Origin of the sequence: Polynucleobacter sp. JS-JIR-II-50 (assembly GCF_018687895.1) — a bacterium.
Classification (GTDB): Bacteria; Pseudomonadota; Gammaproteobacteria; order Burkholderiales; family Burkholderiaceae; genus Polynucleobacter.
In genome coordinates this window covers 1,238,624-1,256,316 of sequence record NZ_CP061307.1, presented here as the reverse complement: position 1 = coordinate 1,256,316, position 17,693 = coordinate 1,238,624, and the positions used below count along the sequence as shown (strand labels likewise).

Annotated in this window: 6 protein-coding genes; 5 read left to right on the top strand and 1 reads right to left on the bottom strand. The window is 45.6% G+C overall.

Annotated features, from left to right (window positions below):
• Window positions 1-2: 2 nt before the first annotated feature.
• Complete coding sequence (gene nadA / locus FD963_RS06240) at window positions 3-1,133, bottom strand: quinolinate synthase NadA (RefSeq protein WP_215361174.1); 1,131 nt, start codon at window positions 1,131-1,133, stop codon at window positions 3-5.
• Window positions 1,134-1,380: 247 nt separating this feature from the next.
• Here nadA and FD963_RS06235 point away from each other — a divergent pair, with 247 nt between their 5' ends.
• Genes FD963_RS06235 through FD963_RS06215 form a run of 5 tightly spaced genes read left to right on the top strand, consistent with a single transcriptional unit; the run spans window position 1,381 to window position 17,623 of the window.
• Window positions 1,381-2,985, top strand: coding sequence for a TolC family protein (locus FD963_RS06235; RefSeq protein WP_215361172.1), 1,605 nt, complete (start codon window positions 1,381-1,383; stop codon window positions 2,983-2,985).
• A 9-nt stretch (window positions 2,986-2,994) separates the two neighbouring features.
• Complete coding sequence (locus FD963_RS06230) at window positions 2,995-3,864, top strand: efflux RND transporter periplasmic adaptor subunit (RefSeq protein ID WP_215361170.1); 870 nt, start codon at window positions 2,995-2,997, stop codon at window positions 3,862-3,864.
• A complete protein-coding gene (locus tag FD963_RS06225; RefSeq protein WP_215361167.1) occupies window positions 3,861-13,940 on the top strand; it encodes a VCBS domain-containing protein in 10,080 nt (3,359 codons plus the stop codon). Before FD963_RS06230 ends, FD963_RS06225 begins: the two co-directional genes overlap by 4 nt.
• The gene (locus FD963_RS06220) at window positions 13,940-15,502 is read left to right on the top strand and encodes an efflux RND transporter periplasmic adaptor subunit (protein ID WP_215361166.1); all 1,563 of its coding nucleotides are present in this window, start codon (window positions 13,940-13,942) and stop codon (window positions 15,500-15,502) included. The genes FD963_RS06225 and FD963_RS06220 overlap by 1 nt, the downstream gene beginning before the upstream one ends.
• 3 nt (window positions 15,503-15,505) lie before the next feature.
• Window positions 15,506-17,623, top strand: a complete 2,118-nt coding sequence (locus tag FD963_RS06215; protein WP_215361164.1) for a site-2 protease family protein — start codon at window positions 15,506-15,508, stop codon at window positions 17,621-17,623.
• Window positions 17,624-17,693: the final 70 nt, after the last annotated feature.

Sequence of the window (17,693 nt, the reverse complement as noted above, 5' to 3'; positions counted from 1 at the left end):
AATTAAGCGGCACCAATATTCTTTACAAAGCCATGTTGCGCTTTGGTCAAAAGATCTGGATGAATTTTAGTGAAGTCGAGCATGCGCTCAATACAACCTAAAGCCTCAACACGAATAGGCTCATCAATGAAGATTTCACCAGAGGCATGTTCCAAGCAATTTAAAATTCCTTGCAAACCATTCATAGCCATCCATGGGCAGTGCGCACAACTCTTACAGGTTGCACTGTTGCCAGCGGTTGGCGCTTCGATCAATTTCTTATTCGGAGCGAGCTGACGCATGCGATGCAAGATGCCATTATCAGTTGCCACAATATATTCAGTTGCAGCGCCTTCCACTACTGCCTTAATCATGGCTGAGGTAGAGCCTACAACGTCTGCAAGGTCAACTACTGCTTGCGGAGATTCGGGGTGAACCAAAATCATGGCGTTAGGGTGAGCCGCTTTAAGCATTTCTAACTCAACTGCTTTAAATTCATCATGAACAATACAAGCGCCATTCCATAACAACATATCGGCACCAGTTTGCTCCTGAATATATCTACCCAAGTGGCGATCGGGTGCCCATAATATTTTTTTGCCCTCTACTTTGAGTTGATGAACAATAGCTAATGCACATGAGCTTGTCACCATCCAATCGGCTTGGGCTTTTACTGCAGCACTGGTATTTGCATAGACCACAACAACGCGATCAGGATGCGCTGCTCTAAATGCAGCAAAGTCAGTAGCATCGCAACCTAAATCAAGCGAACAGGTGGCATCGAGGTCGGGCATGAACACCCGTTTTTCTGGGCTAAGGATCTTTGCGGATTCACCCATGAAGCGGACGCCAGCAACAATCAGATTTTTGGCGGAATGGTTTTTGCCAAAGCGTGCCATCTCAAGTGAGTCAGCTACGTAGCCACCAGTCTCTAATGCCAAGTCTTGAATATCGCCATCAACGTAATAGTGAGCAACAAGTGCGGCATCTTTCTCAATCAACAATTGCTTGATGCGGGAAATAACGGTGGCTTTTTCTGTGCCATGAAGCTGAGGAGGGGTTTTTGCCCAAGCTTGGGAAGTACAGGTGGCTCCCGCAGCATTCTGCTGGGGGTAGTCAAACGAAATGCGTGAATTTAGGGCTGAAATTGGCATGCCAAATATTAAACTGCTAGTGGTTATTTGTCTTAAAAGACTAAATTACGGTATTCAATAAATTTATGTAACTTATTGAATAATATAGGCTTTTAATAATTTTAAATGAAGCTCGCAAATATAATTTATTTCAAATTAATGACATTTTTGCACCTAAAATGTATAATCGCCCGAGAGCTAATTTGAGGTTTTTAATATAAAAATCAATCAGTTAGGAAATAATTAATAGCAGGTTTTAGGAAGCTTCATGCAAACTGTGTCTAAAGCACGTAAGTCAGGTGTTTTTTGGTTTTTAATAGCAGCCGTATTGCTGTTAGACGGTTGTTCCATCCTTCCCAAGCCTATTACTCAAGATGAGCAGCAAAAACTCCTTTATCAAGACAGAATTAAAGCTCAGAAAGAGGTTGAGCCGGTAGGCAAGTCTCTGACATTGCATGAGGCGGTTGCTCGAGGTATCAAGTACAACCTTGATTACCGCTCAAAAATGATGGAGCAGGCTATAGCGATGGGCGTATCAGACCTATCGAATTACGATATGCTGCCTAAGGTTGTAGCTAATGCAGGTTACAACTATCGCAATAACTACTTCATCACTACTGCTACCGGCGCTTATTCAGGTAATCCGTCTTTAAATGAGCCTTTTGTTTCATCGGCTAAGACTTATGACACAACCGGTTTGATGCTGAGTTGGAATTTATTGGACTTTGGCGTCAGTTATTTTAATGCGCGTCAAAATGCAGATCGAATCATTGTTGCCTCAGAAAAACGCCGTAGAACGATGCACGTGTTGGTTCAGGATATTCAGGTTGCCTATTTAAGAGCTGCCTCCGCACAGAAATTGAAGTCTGATTTACAAAAGACAGTTAAGGAAGCTAATGAAGCTTTGGAAAATTCCAGGAAGACTGATTCCCAAGGCTTAAAGGCTCCTATTGATGCATTGAAGTATCAAAAATCTTTATTAGATAACGTCAAGATTTTAGAAACGATTGATCAAGAGCTTACATCTGCCAAGATTGAGTTGAATCAATTGATCAACTTGCCCGCAAGTACAAGCTATACCTTGGAAGATCCGGACAAAATTACAGCTCCAAACTCCTATGCTCATGCGGATGTTCGGGAGTTCGAAGTAAGGGCGCTTGCACACAATGCCGACTTGAAAGAAGGTATTTATAACGCTCGTATTGCTGTTGAGGAAACGCATAAATCAATTTTGAAGTTGCTACCAGGCATCAGCTTTAATTATGGTCCTCAAGCAACGAATAACAGTTTTTATATTAATAAAAATTGGGTGGAGGGTGCGGCGCAGATCAGCTTTAATCTCTGGAACATCCTCACGGCACCTGCCACCATAAAGCTTGCTGATGCAAATCAAGATTTAGCTCAGCAAAAGCGCATGATGGTACAGATGGCAGTAATCGGTCAGGTTTACTTATCTAAACAGCAATTAGAAAATGCATTGCAGTTGTATCAACGCTCCGCTGAGATTGATAAAGTCGATTCGAAGATTGCAAAAATTACCGCAGATAAAGAAAAAGAGGGCGCAGCAAGTCAAGCTGAAAAAGTTGCGGCAAATTCATCTGCGATCGTTAGCAAACTCAGAAAATATCAAGCGCTGTCACAGCTGTTCGCAGCCAGCGGAAAGATGCAAGCTACCTCTGGTATGGAGCCTGATATTGGTAGCGTCAATGACATCTCTTTGGGTGATCTCACCAAGATTGTGAAGAAATCTTTCGAAGAGTGGAACTCAGGCAAGTTGCCACCAGTTGAGCTGCAGCCCCAACCAGTATCTGAGACCTCAAAATCTAGCGATGCGGTTGCGGTGAATTCTAGTTCAAGTTCTGCTACCCGTTAATTAGCATTCATGCGTAAGCCATCGTCTGCTGCTGTACTAGGAGCTTTTGTGCTTTTGGTATTGGTGCTGATTGAATGGCGCCCATGGCATAGCTTGACTGAAGATAAGTCCGTTGAGGTTGAGAGCTCCCTTTCAAAAAATGAGGCTGTTATTGACGATAATGCCGGGCTAGGTGATCAGTCTATTAGGGCGCAATTAAGTCCAGTGACCTACACCACGGTCGCTTCAGAACTTGCTGCAAAAGTAGATAAATTTGATTTCAGAGAGGGTGAGTCATTCAAGGCTGGACAGACTCTTGTCACGTTTGACTGCAAAACCCAACAGGCCCAGTTTCAGAAGAGCAAAGCCTCCATGATGATTGCTGAAAGAAATTACGTTACCAATAAAAAGTTATTGGACCTAGGATCTGTAGGGCGTATTGAGTATGAAAATTCTCAGTCTGAATATCAAAAGGCAAAAGCTGAGGCCGATGAATTGGGTGCTGTAGTAGCTAAATGCAAAATTCTTGCACCATTCAATGGTCGCGTAGCGGAGCAAAAAGTCCGTGCCCAGCAGTTTGTTCAAGCAGGCCAACCGCTGTTAGATATTTTAGACAATAGCGCATTAGAGCTTGAATTTATAGTCCCCTCAAAGTGGTCTACCTGGTTGGTAAATGGCTATGACTTCCAAGTGAAGGTTGATGAGACTGGGAAATCTTATCCCGCAAAAATTACTCGAGTGGGTGCTCGCATTGACCCCGTAAGCCAGACATTTAAGGTTGCAGCAATCGTGAATGGTGAATTTGCAGAGCTCACACCAGGTATGAGTGGCACGGTAGAAATAAAGTCGCCAAGCGATACGCCGGATAAACAAGTGACCCAGCAAGGGGTGGTGAAATGAAGCAAAGTCAAAAACTAAAACACGCTTGGTTTAAAAGCAATCAACCTAGCATGATTGCTCTTGAGCAGCGTATGTTGTTTGATGGTGTTGTTGCTGCGCCAGTTGCCGCAACAAAATCTGCGCCAGCGCTCCAGCCTGAGGCAAGCGCATTGCTTGCTTTGACAAAAAATTCCCCCGTAACTGCTCCATCTGCAGTAAATCAGGTTGTCTTTGTGGACTCTCGTTCTGGCGCCTTTCCTGCGTTTGATGTGGCACCTTCTTCATCCGTCGATGTAGTGTGGGTGGACTCTACTAGCAATGGAATACAGCAAATAACTGATTACTTGGCCTCACATCAAAATGTTAGCTTGTTAGCCCTAGCTGGTGAAACAGACCTCTCGGGTCAGGTCTGGTTGGGAACTTCTCAATTCAGTGCCTCTGCATTATCTTCTGAAATTGATCGGATCTCTCAATGGGGTTCTAAATTAAGCGCATCACCACAAATTGATTTGGTGCAACTCGACTCTAATTTGGACATAAGTAGTGCAGAAGGCGCCTTGTCTGATGCCTCAGGAATTAATGTCAAGGTCACAGATTTGTCCATTGATCAAAACTCCATCTGGCATTTAGCTACCATCACAAATAACTCGCAGGCAGATTCCGTTTCAGAACTCATTTTTGCTGATGCTAATGCGATTAATGCCATGCAAATTGCAGAACTCTCAAAGCCGGGGGTTGAAGTTGTTCTTTTGAATCCCGGTGAGGATGGTTTGTCGCAGATAGCAAGTATCTCAAGCGCTTATGCTGATCTTGCTGCCATACACATCATTGCTTCTTCTTCTAATGCTAGCTTTAACTTAGGTTCCACCAATTTTGTTGGAACTGATTTATCTAGTCGTTCTAATGACGTTGTTGCGATTGCCCAAACCCTTCAACCTGATGGCGTGATCGATCTATATGTTTCGAAATCAGATACCCTGAGCGCTGAACGGCAGCTATTAGAAAAGGTGGCCGCTTTTGATAGTCAAGGCCGTTATGAAGCACGTCAACTGGTTGCTGCAGATCCCGCATTGGATGGCGGACTTCATGAAGTTGTTTTCTTGGATTCCAATGTTGCTAATTGGGAGCAGCTCGCAAGTTTTGTGAGACCTGGTGTTGAGGTTGTCTTGATCGATGGCCAGGGTGATGGCTTGCGAGAGATGGCCGATTATCTTGGCGGCCAATCCAACATCAATGCGATTCATATAGTTAGTCACGGTAACCCAGCAGAACTTTTCTTTGGCTCCCTTGATCTCACTATTGATTCTTTATCTAATTATGCCGATGATCTATCTGCAATCGGAAACTCCTTGGTCCAAGGTGGTGGAGATATTCTGCTGTATGGATGTTATGTGGGTGAAGGCGTTCAAGGACAATCTTTTATTAATGCTTTTGCTTTGGCAAGTGGGGCGCATGTCGCCGCCTCCGCCGACTTAACCGGTCCCTCTAATCTGGGGGGTAACTGGACGCTTGAGGCAAGCTCTGGCGTGGTTTTATCTGCAGCCGCTTTTGATGTGGTGGCGATCAATGGTTACGTTCATGATTTAGGTGGTTCATACACCGCTACTACCGGTACCAACGTGGATACCTCCGGATCTACCTCAGGTCTCATTGGCGCTGGCAAGCTCATCACATTTAATGCCGTCACCATAACTGCTGCAAGTAGCTCCGCATTATTAGTTCTTAAAGCATATGACGTGGATTACGGGCTATTAAGCAATGGAGTCCCATACGCAATTGGTAATGCCAATTCAGAATGGGATGGCGTCTATATACAAAAGAGTGGCGCAGCGTCTTGGCAATTTGTTGGATATCTAAACGGTACAAACAATACCTGGAGCACCACTACTTTAGATATCACCACTTTCATCAAGGCCCAAGGAGCTGGAGACTACATTGTTCGGGTGGTTCCTGATGATAATGGTACCCAGACACAAGCAAATAATGGCGGACGTTGGGTTGTAGGGGTTTCTTCAGCTCAAATTCTCATCGATGGTGGTTCTGGAACCTATACCTTAACTTCTATTGCTGAAACTAATGCAGCCGTGTCATCGGTAGTTACCGTTCCTACAACTGGAACCTATACCGTTGAGTACAACCTAATTAATAGTGCTGGGCAGGATATTGCATCTTTAACTAAAACCGGCCCAATTACACAAGCCGTAGGCACAACTGTTGCTGGAAATCTTATATTAAATAGTAATTTCTATAGCTCATCAGCAACTTGGTCTTCGGTGCCAAGCGGCACCTACTCACTGCAAGTTACTTTGCTTGATGCAAATGGAGTGGTGCGTGCAAGCGCGACGCTCCCTTATAACGTTGTTACAGCCGCAAGCATCCCAAGTAGCGGTATTGCTGCACTTGTAACTGGCCTAGACGCAGCATCCTGGACGGGATCTTCTGTAGCCGACTTGCAACATACAGCTACTACCGATACATCACCCAATATAGTCGGCCAAATTTCTGCCGTAGCTTCAACTACTGCAACTACTTACGTGGATGTCTATGCAGATGGCTCCTACGTCGGAACCGCCAGTGTTGCCGCAAATTCAAAAGCTTGGTCGATGCAATTTGGGGCGGCTTCTAATTTAATTAATCAAACTACTCGATTATTGGATCCAGGCAATCATACCTTTAGAGCGATTTATTCAACTACCGCAGTTGCTTCAACGGCTGCTAGTTACACGGTTGGCGGATCTTATGCTGTTTTAGACGCAGCCATATCCATAGTGGGGTCTACTACGCCTTCCGCAGTATATGTTTCGATCAACTCTGGGGTTACGGGGGATATCCTGGCGGCAACCACCGGATCTAAATTTACATTTACTGCATCTCCAACCGGTTACTACACTTTAACTGCTGCAAGTGGTCAAACGCCATCTATTGCCGATTATCAGGCAGCATTGCGCTCCATTACTTTTCATTCGTCAGCAACAGACCCCACTAATGCTGGTGCCAACTTAAGTAGAACAATTTCATGGCAGATTAAAACTGGTACGACTTCGGCTCTTTATAGCGCAGTAAGAACTACTACTGTGACGGTAATTCCAGTGATCACAGCACCAGTGCTAACAAGTGCCTCCTCTCCATCCACAACAGATTACAACAATAGTGGCGCTATTTCAGCTACTGGTGGAATGGCAATTAAGGTTGCAGATAACAAGACCACGCTTGCATCGGCTACTGTAGGCATCACCACTAATTTTGTTTCTGGCGTAGATCAGCTTGGATTTACAAACAACAGCAGCTCCCTCTACGGGAATATTACATCTACCTACAATTCGGGCACAGGTGTACTTTCATTAGCATCTTCTGGCGGTACTGCAACTTTATTGCAGTGGGCAAATGCGCTCTCAAGCGTGACGTATTTGAACTCCGATACAAGCGGTAGTCGGTCAACCGCTACCAGAACCCTTAGTTTTCAGGCAAATAATGGTGAGGCAAGTTCTAATTTATCAACAGTGCTGACGGCTTCCATAGCAGTATCAAGGTCTAGCCCCAGTTTAGCGCCAATACTTGCGGGCGCTAACCAAACGACCGTTGCATCCTCAGGCGTTTTGTATCCAGTTGTCCCCAGCTTGATGATTTTTGATGGCGACAGTACGCATTTCGCATCCGCAACAATGACTGTTGCATCAACCAGCTCAAGAAATGTACTGGCATTTACCAATACATCTGCTACTACATACGGAAATATTGCAGCATCTTATAACTCCTCGTCGAACGTTTTAACTTTGACCTCTAGTGGATCTACCGCAACCACTGCGCAATGGCAGGCTGCTTTAAGGGCCGTTACCTACTCGCGGACTAGCACAAGTACCTCTACCAGAACCGTTAGCATTGTCTTGAATGATGGGGCAAATAACTCAAATACCTTTGTTTCTACATTTCAGTTTGGCTCATCTAGCAGCACTTTTACATCCACCACCCACTCGGTTTCATCTTCATACCCAGATACGATTGATATTGGGTCGGGTTCAGTTGTATCTCAAACTACTTCATTCTCAACTGCAGCACCTTCATATGCTTTATTAATTGATAGCGCCAGTTCGGTCGCGCCTAATATCATTGCTGTGGATGGTGATAGTGGCTTAACCACCACAGCTGACCGATCGCCCGTACTTTCAGGCACGGCAGCAGCAGGGGTGGTCTTAGAAATTAAAAATGGCGCTACTGTGATAGGTTCCGTTACCACTAATTCAGATGGTACCTGGTCATTTTCTTTGGTGGGCGTGCAGTCTCTTGTGGATGGTAATTACACATTTACTGCTAGAGATACCATTAATAACTTAACGGATACCTTTAGCTTCGCAGTCCTTTCTCCGTTACCCACAATTACTGTTAGTAATATTGGAATATCTGCTGATACCGGAAGTTCACCCTCGGACTTTGTGACTGCAACTGCAGTCCAAACCATTACCGCAACCCTTAGTGCAACTTTGCCATCAGGATCCTTCTTGCAAGGATCGGTTGATGGTGGTCTGACGTGGACTGATGTGACCAATAAGGTGAGTGGTACAGCAATTAGCTGGAATGGAGCAACCCTAACAACGGGATATGCTGACTCTAACTACAACAAATACACTATTCAATTTAGGGTGGGCAACACCTCTGGCTTTGGATCGGTTGCTATGCAAGATTACCTTTTGTATGGATCGCTTGGGAATGTTTCAATTACTAGCGTTGCCTATCCTTCTGCCAGTCAACCTACTGTAATTGGTACTGCAGATCCACATGGGGTGGTTACTATCAGCTACGTTGTATCTGGGGTAACGCATACCGGAACCGCCACTCCTGATACAGGCGGAAACTGGAGCTTTACGACCCCAACCCCGCTTGCAAATGGTACGTACACCTTCACCGCTACAGAAACCGATCCTGTAACTGGCGCAAATGCAACCCCTGTAAGTAATACAACAACCATCACAATTGATACTACTTTGCCGACGATTAGTGGAATCGGAATTTCTGCCGATACCGGCGTTAATGCTACCGATATCATTACTTACACATCTTCCCAAACTATTACAGCAACCCTAAGCAAAGTTTTGATTTCTGGGCAGGCTCTGTTGGGCAGTGTGGATGGGGGTATCACTTGGACAGATGTCACCAATAAAGTTAGTGGCGTTAATGTCAGCTGGAATGGCGTCACATTAACTGGAGGAGTCACTGGTGCAACGACCATAGATGGCTCTAATCTTATTGAGTTCCAGGCAAAAACCCTATCTACCGGAGCACAAGGCTCTTTAACTACTTTGTCATACGTATTGGATACCACCGCTCCACTAGATTATTCTGCTGTTTTAGATCCTATTAACAATACGATTACATTAACATTTACTGAGACAGGATCGGGCTTTAATACTACAGTTGTACCCGCTACATCAGCATTTACGATTACTGACCTTTATAACGGCGGCGCCGCTAATTCTGCTAACGGTGGTGCCACATATACGATCACTCCCAGCGCGGTATCAATCGCAAGTCCAACAACTGTTGTTCTGAGTTTTGCCGGTATAAGTATTAGCGCACTGGATTCATTAAGTGTTGACTATGTTCAGCCATTATCTGGAAATCAACTGCAAGATATCGCTGGAAATAAAGTTGTCACGTTTGACCCTCCTGTATATAACCCTATTTCAATACTTGCGGTTGCTGATACTGCAGTTGCTTTAGAGGCTGGTGGGGTAAATAATGCAACGTCTGGTACAGATCCAGTTGGGAATGTCCTTTCCAATGATGCTGGAGCATCATTGACCGTAAATCAAATAACTGCGGGCGTTACTTCAACTGCAGTAAATCCAGGCACCTCTTACCAGAGTGGCGCTGCAGGTGCAGATGGTACTTACGGCATCTTGTCTATTGGATCTGATGGATCCTTCCAATACGTTGTAGATAATACGCTTGCAGCAGTTCAGGCACTTACTTCGCTAACGCACCTAACGGATACCTTTACCTATCAAGCTATAGATGGATCGGGTAACGTCTCCACCGCAACCCTCACCATCACCATTAATGGCGCTAATGATGCCGCGGTAGTGAGTGGCGCTACTACAGGCTCCGTTACAGAAAAGAGTGGAGTCAGTAATGGCACAGCAGGCACCGCCACTGCTACCGGTACTTTGACCGATACCGATGTTGATAACACCGCCAATACCTTTGCTGCCGTTGCGAGTGCAACCGCCTCTTCTGGTGGCTATGGTACATACACCATTGATGCTAGCGGTCATTGGAGCTACACCTTAGATGACACCAATGCTGCAGTACAAGCACTCAATGTTGGCCAAACGTTGACCGATACCTTCACAGTCGCTACTGCTGATGGCACGCAACAGGTGGTCACCATCACCATCAATGGCGCTAATGATGCTGCAGTGATTAGCGGCACCAGCACAGGTTCTGTAACAGAGGCTAGCGGGGTAAGCAATGCGATTACTGGAACGCCGACTGCAACTGGCACCTTGACTGATACCGATATTGATAACACCGCCAATACCTTTTCAGCTGTTTCTAGTGCAACCACTTCAACCGGTGGCTATGGCACATACACCATTGATGCCGGTGGTCATTGGAGCTATACGGTTAGTAATAGCAATGCCACAGTACAGGCTCTTAATGTTGGACAAACCTTAACCGACACCTTCACAGTCGCTACTGTTGATGGCACGCAAAAAGTAGTGACCATCACCATCAATGGCGCTAATGATGCCGCAGTAGTGGGTGGTACAAGTACGGGTTCTGTTACAGAGAAGGGTGGAGTAAGTAATGGCATATCAGGTACCGCAACTGCCACTGGTACCTTGACCGACACTGATGTTGATAACACTGCCAATACATTCACGGCAGTTGGAAGTGCAACTACATCAATTAGTGGTTATGGCACCTACACCATTGACTCTGGTGGCCACTGGAGCTACACCTTAGATGACACTAATGCTGCAGTACAAGCACTCAATGTTAGCCAAACGTTGACCGATACCTTTACAGTTGCTACTGCTGATGGCACGCAACAGGTGGTCACCATCACCATCAATGGCGCTAATGATGCACCGGTAGGTTCCGTCATTACCAGCTTGTCAGCTTCTGAAGGTACTGCTATTACTCCTAAAGTGATTCCTGCATTCACCGACGTAGATAACACAGCAGGGCAGCTAACATATTCGGCAACATTGAGTGGTGGCGCTGCGCTTTCGACAATTGGTCTGAGTTTTAATGCTAGCACTCGAACCCTTAGTGGTACACCAACTGCTGGTTCTGCAGGCACTCAGACAATTGTTGTGACGGGTACCGATTCAGGATCATTAAGCGCTACAAGTAGCTTCACAATGACTATTGTTGCTGCTGGTACGGTGATGTCCTCTGATGATTCTGCTTCTGCTACTGAGGCATCTGGTCTTTTAAATGCTATCGCGGGTACAAATCCGTCCGGAAACGTATTAACGAATGACACTGGACCAAGTTTAAGTGTTGATAAAGCAGCCGTTGGATCTTCATTGGGTCTGACCCCAACAGTGGTAACTAGTGGTGGCGTAACATTAACAGGTGCTTATGGCAGCTTGCTAGTTGCTGCGGACGGCTCATATACTTATTCTGTAGACAATGCGAACAGCACTGTTCAGGCTTTAAACGCTGGAAGTTCACCTCTTACTGACGCCTTTACCTATGAAGCTTTAGGTAATACAGGGCATGTCTCCACCGCAACCCTCACCATCACCATTAATGGCGCTAATGATGCCGCGGTAGTGAGTGGCGCTACTACAGGCTCCGTTACAGAAAAGAGTGGAGTCAGTAATGGCACAGCAGGCACCGCCACTGCTACCGGTACTTTGACCGATACCGATGTTGATAACACCGCCAATACCTTTGCTGCCGTTGCGAGTGCAACCGCCTCTTCTGGTGGCTATGGTACATACACCATTGATGCTAGCGGTCATTGGAGCTACACCTTAGATGACACCAATGCTGCAGTACAAGCACTCAATGTTGGCCAAACGTTGACCGATACCTTCACAGTCGCTACTGCTGATGGCACGCAACAGGTGGTCACCATCACCATCAATGGCGCTAATGATGCTGCAGTGATTAGCGGCACCAGCACAGGTTCTGTAACAGAGGCTAGCGGGGTAAGCAATGCGATTACTGGAACGCCGACTGCAACTGGCACCTTGACTGATACCGATATTGATAACACCGCCAATACCTTTTCAGCTGTTTCTAGTGCAACCACTTCAACCGGTGGCTATGGCACATACACCATTGATGCCGGTGGTCATTGGAGCTATACGGTTAGTAATAGCAATGCCACAGTACAGGCTCTTAATGTTGGACAAACCTTAACCGACACCTTCACAGTCGCTACTGTTGATGGCACGCAAAAAGTAGTGACCATCACCATCAATGGCGCTAATGATGCCGCAGTAGTGGGTGGTACAAGTACGGGTTCTGTTACGGAATCTATTAATTTAATGACAGTATCAACTTCAGGAACTCTGGCTGATTCTGATGTCGACAATACCGCCAATACGTTTACTCCGGCATTAGTTGAAACGATGTCGTCTAATGGTTATGGAACCTATACGATTGATGCCTCTGGAAATTGGAATTTCACTTTAAGTAATAGCAACCCAACAATACAAGCGCTTAATGTTGGACAGTTCTTAACGGATACTTTTACCGTTACTACTGCTGACGGCACACAAAAAGTAGTGACTATTACTATCAATGGGGCTAATGATGCCGCAGCGATTAGCGGTACAGTAGCTGGTTCTGTATTGGAGGCTGGCGGCGTCAACAATGCTACCGCAGGTATCGCTACTGTTACTGGTACCTTAACCGATACCGACATTGATAATACGCCCAACGCTTTCACCGCAATTTCGAGCGCTGCTAGTACACATGGAACATATTCGATTGATTCATCGGGTCATTGGAGTTACACCCTTAACGACAGCGACTCCCAAGTCCAGGCCTTGAATGATCATCAGACCTTAGCCGATACCTTCACAGTAACTACTATTGATGGCACACAACAGGTGGTGACAATCACTATTAATGGCGCTAATGATGCAGCAGTAGCACCAAATATTTCAAATGAAACCGGTATTGAGGATGTTGCTATTACTCCTAAAGTTATTCCCGCATTCATGGATGTGGATAACTCAGCAGGGCAGTTAACATATTCGGCAACATTAAGTGGTGGCGCTGCGCTTTCTACCATAGGCTTGAGTTTTGACTCTGCAACAAGAACTATTAGCGGTACCCCGCTTGCAGGATCTGCGGGTGTTTATCACATTGCCGTTACCGCAACCGATCCAGGTGGAGAAAGTGCTACTGCTACCTATACAGTTACGGTGAACTCTGCGGATTCAACTACTACAACGGTTGCAGTAGGCCCTCAAACTTACCCAATTTTCTACCCGCAAGTCGTCCCACCAAGCTCAGGCCCTAATACGTTCGATGCCTTAATGCAAGTTGAGTTTATTGATCTCTCTGGGGAAATGGATGCATGGGGCAGACCAATTCTGAAGGATAAAGATAGGCTTAATTTGAGTGTCACTCCTAGTCAAGCTCAAAAGTCTCAGTTTGTGAAAGCGTCTTTGGCCAATACTGCACTTAATGGCCCAATACCATTGCCGGTTGCATCTCCTCAAGCGCCAGATAGGCCTGCAGAGAAAGCGACAGTAGTAACGCAGGCTGGTCTTCGTAATACCTTAACTCCACCTGATGCGGTTCCATCTGTATCTGGCCAGGTAAATTACGACCTCCCGCGAGGCACTTTTACTGGCGGCCATGGTGCGCTGACCTTAGTTGCAACTCAGAAAGATGGCGCACCATTGCCAACATGGGTAAAGTTTGATGCCGCTACTGGCAAGGTAACTGCTGATGTTCCAGCGACGATGCAAACTCCATTGGATATTAAGATTCATGCAACTGATAGCAAAGGTGATAAGGCAGAAACAAATCTGAAAATCAAACCTCTTGCGCCGCGCCCTCAAAGCTTCACTGGAAAACCACCTTTATCCGCTCAAATTGAATCGATTGTGCGTCTCGTTGCTTAATGACTGAATCCATAGCGCAACCTCAGCAAAAACCGCCAGTACTAGTTCTTTTGGATCTGGCGCGGCGTGCGCGGCATGCTGAAAGCGCAGCGTCTCTCCAATTCATTCTGACGAATGAGACTTATGCGCTTGCACCATATCAACTCGCCGCTTTTTGGGTAAGGGAAGAGGGTGTTCTGAGTCAATCAAGCGTTTCTCAATTAGATAGAAATTCTCCATTTATATTATGGCTCTCTCGGGTTTGTAAATCGCTTTCAGCCCAAGAGAAACCGGTTTCTGTAACTCCTTCCATGATTGAAGCGGAAGACTTGCCGGAGTGGGGCGAGTCTTTGCCAAGTCAGGCACTATGGTTGCCAATTGGTAATGAAAATCTCTCGGCCGGCCTTTTACTTTGCCGCGAAGATCCTTGGCAAGAGCAAGATATGGGTTTGCTGGCTGAGTGGATGGATATTTGGTCCCATGCCTGGATTAAATTACATGCACCAACAATCCATGGCGAGCTGAGCAAGTGGTGGTTGAAGTTTTTCGCCGTGCTTCCAGGCCAGGAAGAGATTAAAAAATACCACAACGACTTAAGTGCTGGTATTGATGGCGTTGTTCATAATGTTGTTAAAAAGCCAAGCACCTGGTTTGGTCTGATTAAAAAAGGTATGCAGTTTGTTGGTGGAAAAATTAAATCCGCCTTATCTTTTTTGAAAGCAAAAGGACTACACGGGACATTCGAAACTATTGAGTCGGAAATCAAGGCAATTTGGCAGGATAAAAAGCGTCGCATCAAATGGCTTATTTGGATTGCGATTCTATTTCCGGTGCGCCTGACGATATTAGCGCCAGCAGAACTTGTTCCCGCTAATCCTGCCATCATTCGAGTGCCCATTGAAGGTGTAGTCGATGAGTTTTTTGTCACCCCCAATCAAAAAGTTGTGGAAGGGCAACCTTTATTCAAATTAGACCTCACTTCTTTGAATAGTCGCTTGCAGGTTGCTCAGCAAGAGATGCAAATTGCCACCACAGAATATCGTCAAAGCTCACTTCAGTCCTTATCTGATTCGAAGAGCCGTGGGCTGTTAGTGCCACAAGAGGGCAAGGCAACCGAAAAGCGCCTAGAGGCTGACTATCTCAAAGAATTATTGGCCAAGGCGCAAATCAAGGCCCCAAGATCTGGAGTTGCACTTTTTGATGAGCCTTCAGAGTGGATTGGCAAACCAGTAGTTGCGGGTGAAAAGATTATGGTGATTGCAAATGAAAACCAATCAGAAATTGAAGCCTGGATACCGCTAAATGAAGCAATCCAACTGCCAGATGAAGCTTCTGTAACCCTCTATTTAAATGCCAGCCCTTTATCCCCAATAGATGCCAAGATGCGCTATCTAGGTCATGAGGCAATGCAGCGCCCCGATGGCACTTATGCCTATCGCTTAAGGGCTACTATCGATTCTGGTGAGTCACCGGCTCGAATAGGATTAAAAGGTACCGCAAGAGTCTCTGGACAATTTGTACCCTTGTCCTATTGGGTGTTGCGTAAGCCAATCGCATTTGTACGTCAGTATCTAGGACTGTAATTCATGTTTAGCCAGGAGAAACCGTGGCCTAGTCTGCGCGAAGACCTGACTATTCATGCTGGGCCGGCTGATCCTTCCGGGGCGCCTACCTGGACACTGCATGATCCTGCGCGAAACCAGTACTTCTCTTTAGATTGGATTGCCTTTGAAGTGATTTCCCGCATTAAGATGGGTAATGCAGCGCAAATTACTGAAGCGATTAATGATGGCACTACATTGCATGTTGATGAAGAGTCTATCGGAGTAGTTCTCCAGTTTTTAGAAGAGAATGAGCTCGTTCAACGCAACGACTTTGCCGGTACATCCTGGCTAAATGCCAAAAATAATGCGCGAGAGAAGGGTATTTTTCAACATCTTTTGCATGGCTATTTATTTTTTAGGGTGCCCCTCTTTAAGCCTGATAAATATCTAGGTAAAGCCTTAGGACAACTCCAATTCTTATATAGCCCCCTGTTCTTCAAGGTAACAGCTTGTGCGTTCTTATTGGGTGTGTGGGGTGTATTTAGGCAGTGGCAGTTATTTAGTGCAACTTTAGTGGATACGTTTAGTTGGGATGGCTTGATCGGATATTCCGCTGCATTACTGCTGATCAAAATCTTGCATGAACTAGGTCATGCCTTAACTGCAAAACGCTTTGGCTGTCGGGTTCCTACAATGGGTGTTGCATTCCTTGTGATGATGCCAGTTGCTTATACGGATGTGACTGAGTCATGGAAGCTCAATTCTCATCACAAGCGTTTAGTAATTGCTGGCGCTGGAATTATGACGGAAATTATATTAGCGGCCTGGGCTTTATTGGCCTGGACACTCATGCCTGATGGCGCGCTGCGGGGGGTTTGCTTTTTTGTGGCCACCACTTCTTTGGTGGCAACCTTTGCTGTAAATGCCAGTCCTTTTATGCGCTTTGATGGTTATTTCCTCTTATGTGATGCAGTAGGCATTCCAAATCTTCACGCCAGGAGCTTTGGATATGCTCGGTGGTGGCTGCGTGAAAAATTATTTCATTTGGGTGACCCTAAGCCTGAAGAATTTTCACCAAAGTATGAAACCTTTATTTTGCTATTTGCTTTTATTACTTGGGTTTATCGCTTGGTGGTATTTTTTGGTATTGCTTTATTGGTTTATCACTACTTCTTTAAAGCCCTAGGCATTATTCTTTTTGGCGTGGAGCTTTGGTATTTTTTAACCAGACCCATTTGGAATGAATTCATTGTTTGGAAGAAACGTTGGTCTGAAATTGGGCCGGTAGTGCGGCATCGGCCAGCCTATTACGTATCACTTATTTTGTTAGGCTTAATTGTCATTCCCTATGATGTGACCATTAATACCCAAGGCATGCTAAAGCCAGAGAGAAGCTTTTCAGTCATCGCCTTCCAGGCTGCTCAAGTATTGGTTTTGCCACCCCCAATTGCAAGCAATGTTAAATCTGGTGAGTTGATTATGAAATTAGACTCCCCTGAGTTGGATGTCAAATTGCTTAAAGCGCGAGCTAAAGTTCAAACCCTTACAAAGCAATTTGGGGCGGCTGGTTTTTCTGCGGACACAATCACGCAGCAACCCATTTTTCGTGATCAACTTCAGTCAGCCACAGAAGAATTAAAAGGTCTCGTAGCAGAACGTGGTCGTCTTTATGCTACAGCTCCTTTTACAGGCTCAATTGTCGATGTTGAGCCCGATCTATTTGTTGGTGAATGGGTTCCCAAGGGAATGCAATTGGTAACGCTGATTGATGATGAACACTGGGTGGTTGATTGTTATATCGACGAATCAGACCTGCACCGTATTGACTTGGGTAACTGGGGTAGATTTGTGCCTGAAGCGCCTGGTTTGGGGTCTGTGGGTTTAAGTGTCATCGCTATAGATCGAGACGCCAGTAAAAGCTTGTTAGATGGTTCCTTGGCCTCTTCAGCTGGCGGTCAAGTATTGGTCAGACAGCAAGGCAGTAAATCTATTCCTGAGCGATCCATCTATCGAGTCCGCTTGAAGGTTGATGGGAGCCCAGGGAAGATATCTACCGGATACCTACGAGGTGCTGTCACTATCTTTGCTTGGCCCAAGTCAGTCCTGGGTGACGTGTTACGTGGCGGCTTAGCAACATTTGTGCGTGAGGCGGGTTTTTAACAGCACTAGTCAAAAATTATCTATAAAATCAATCATTTATTGATTCACTTAGATCCTTTGCCTCCATTTC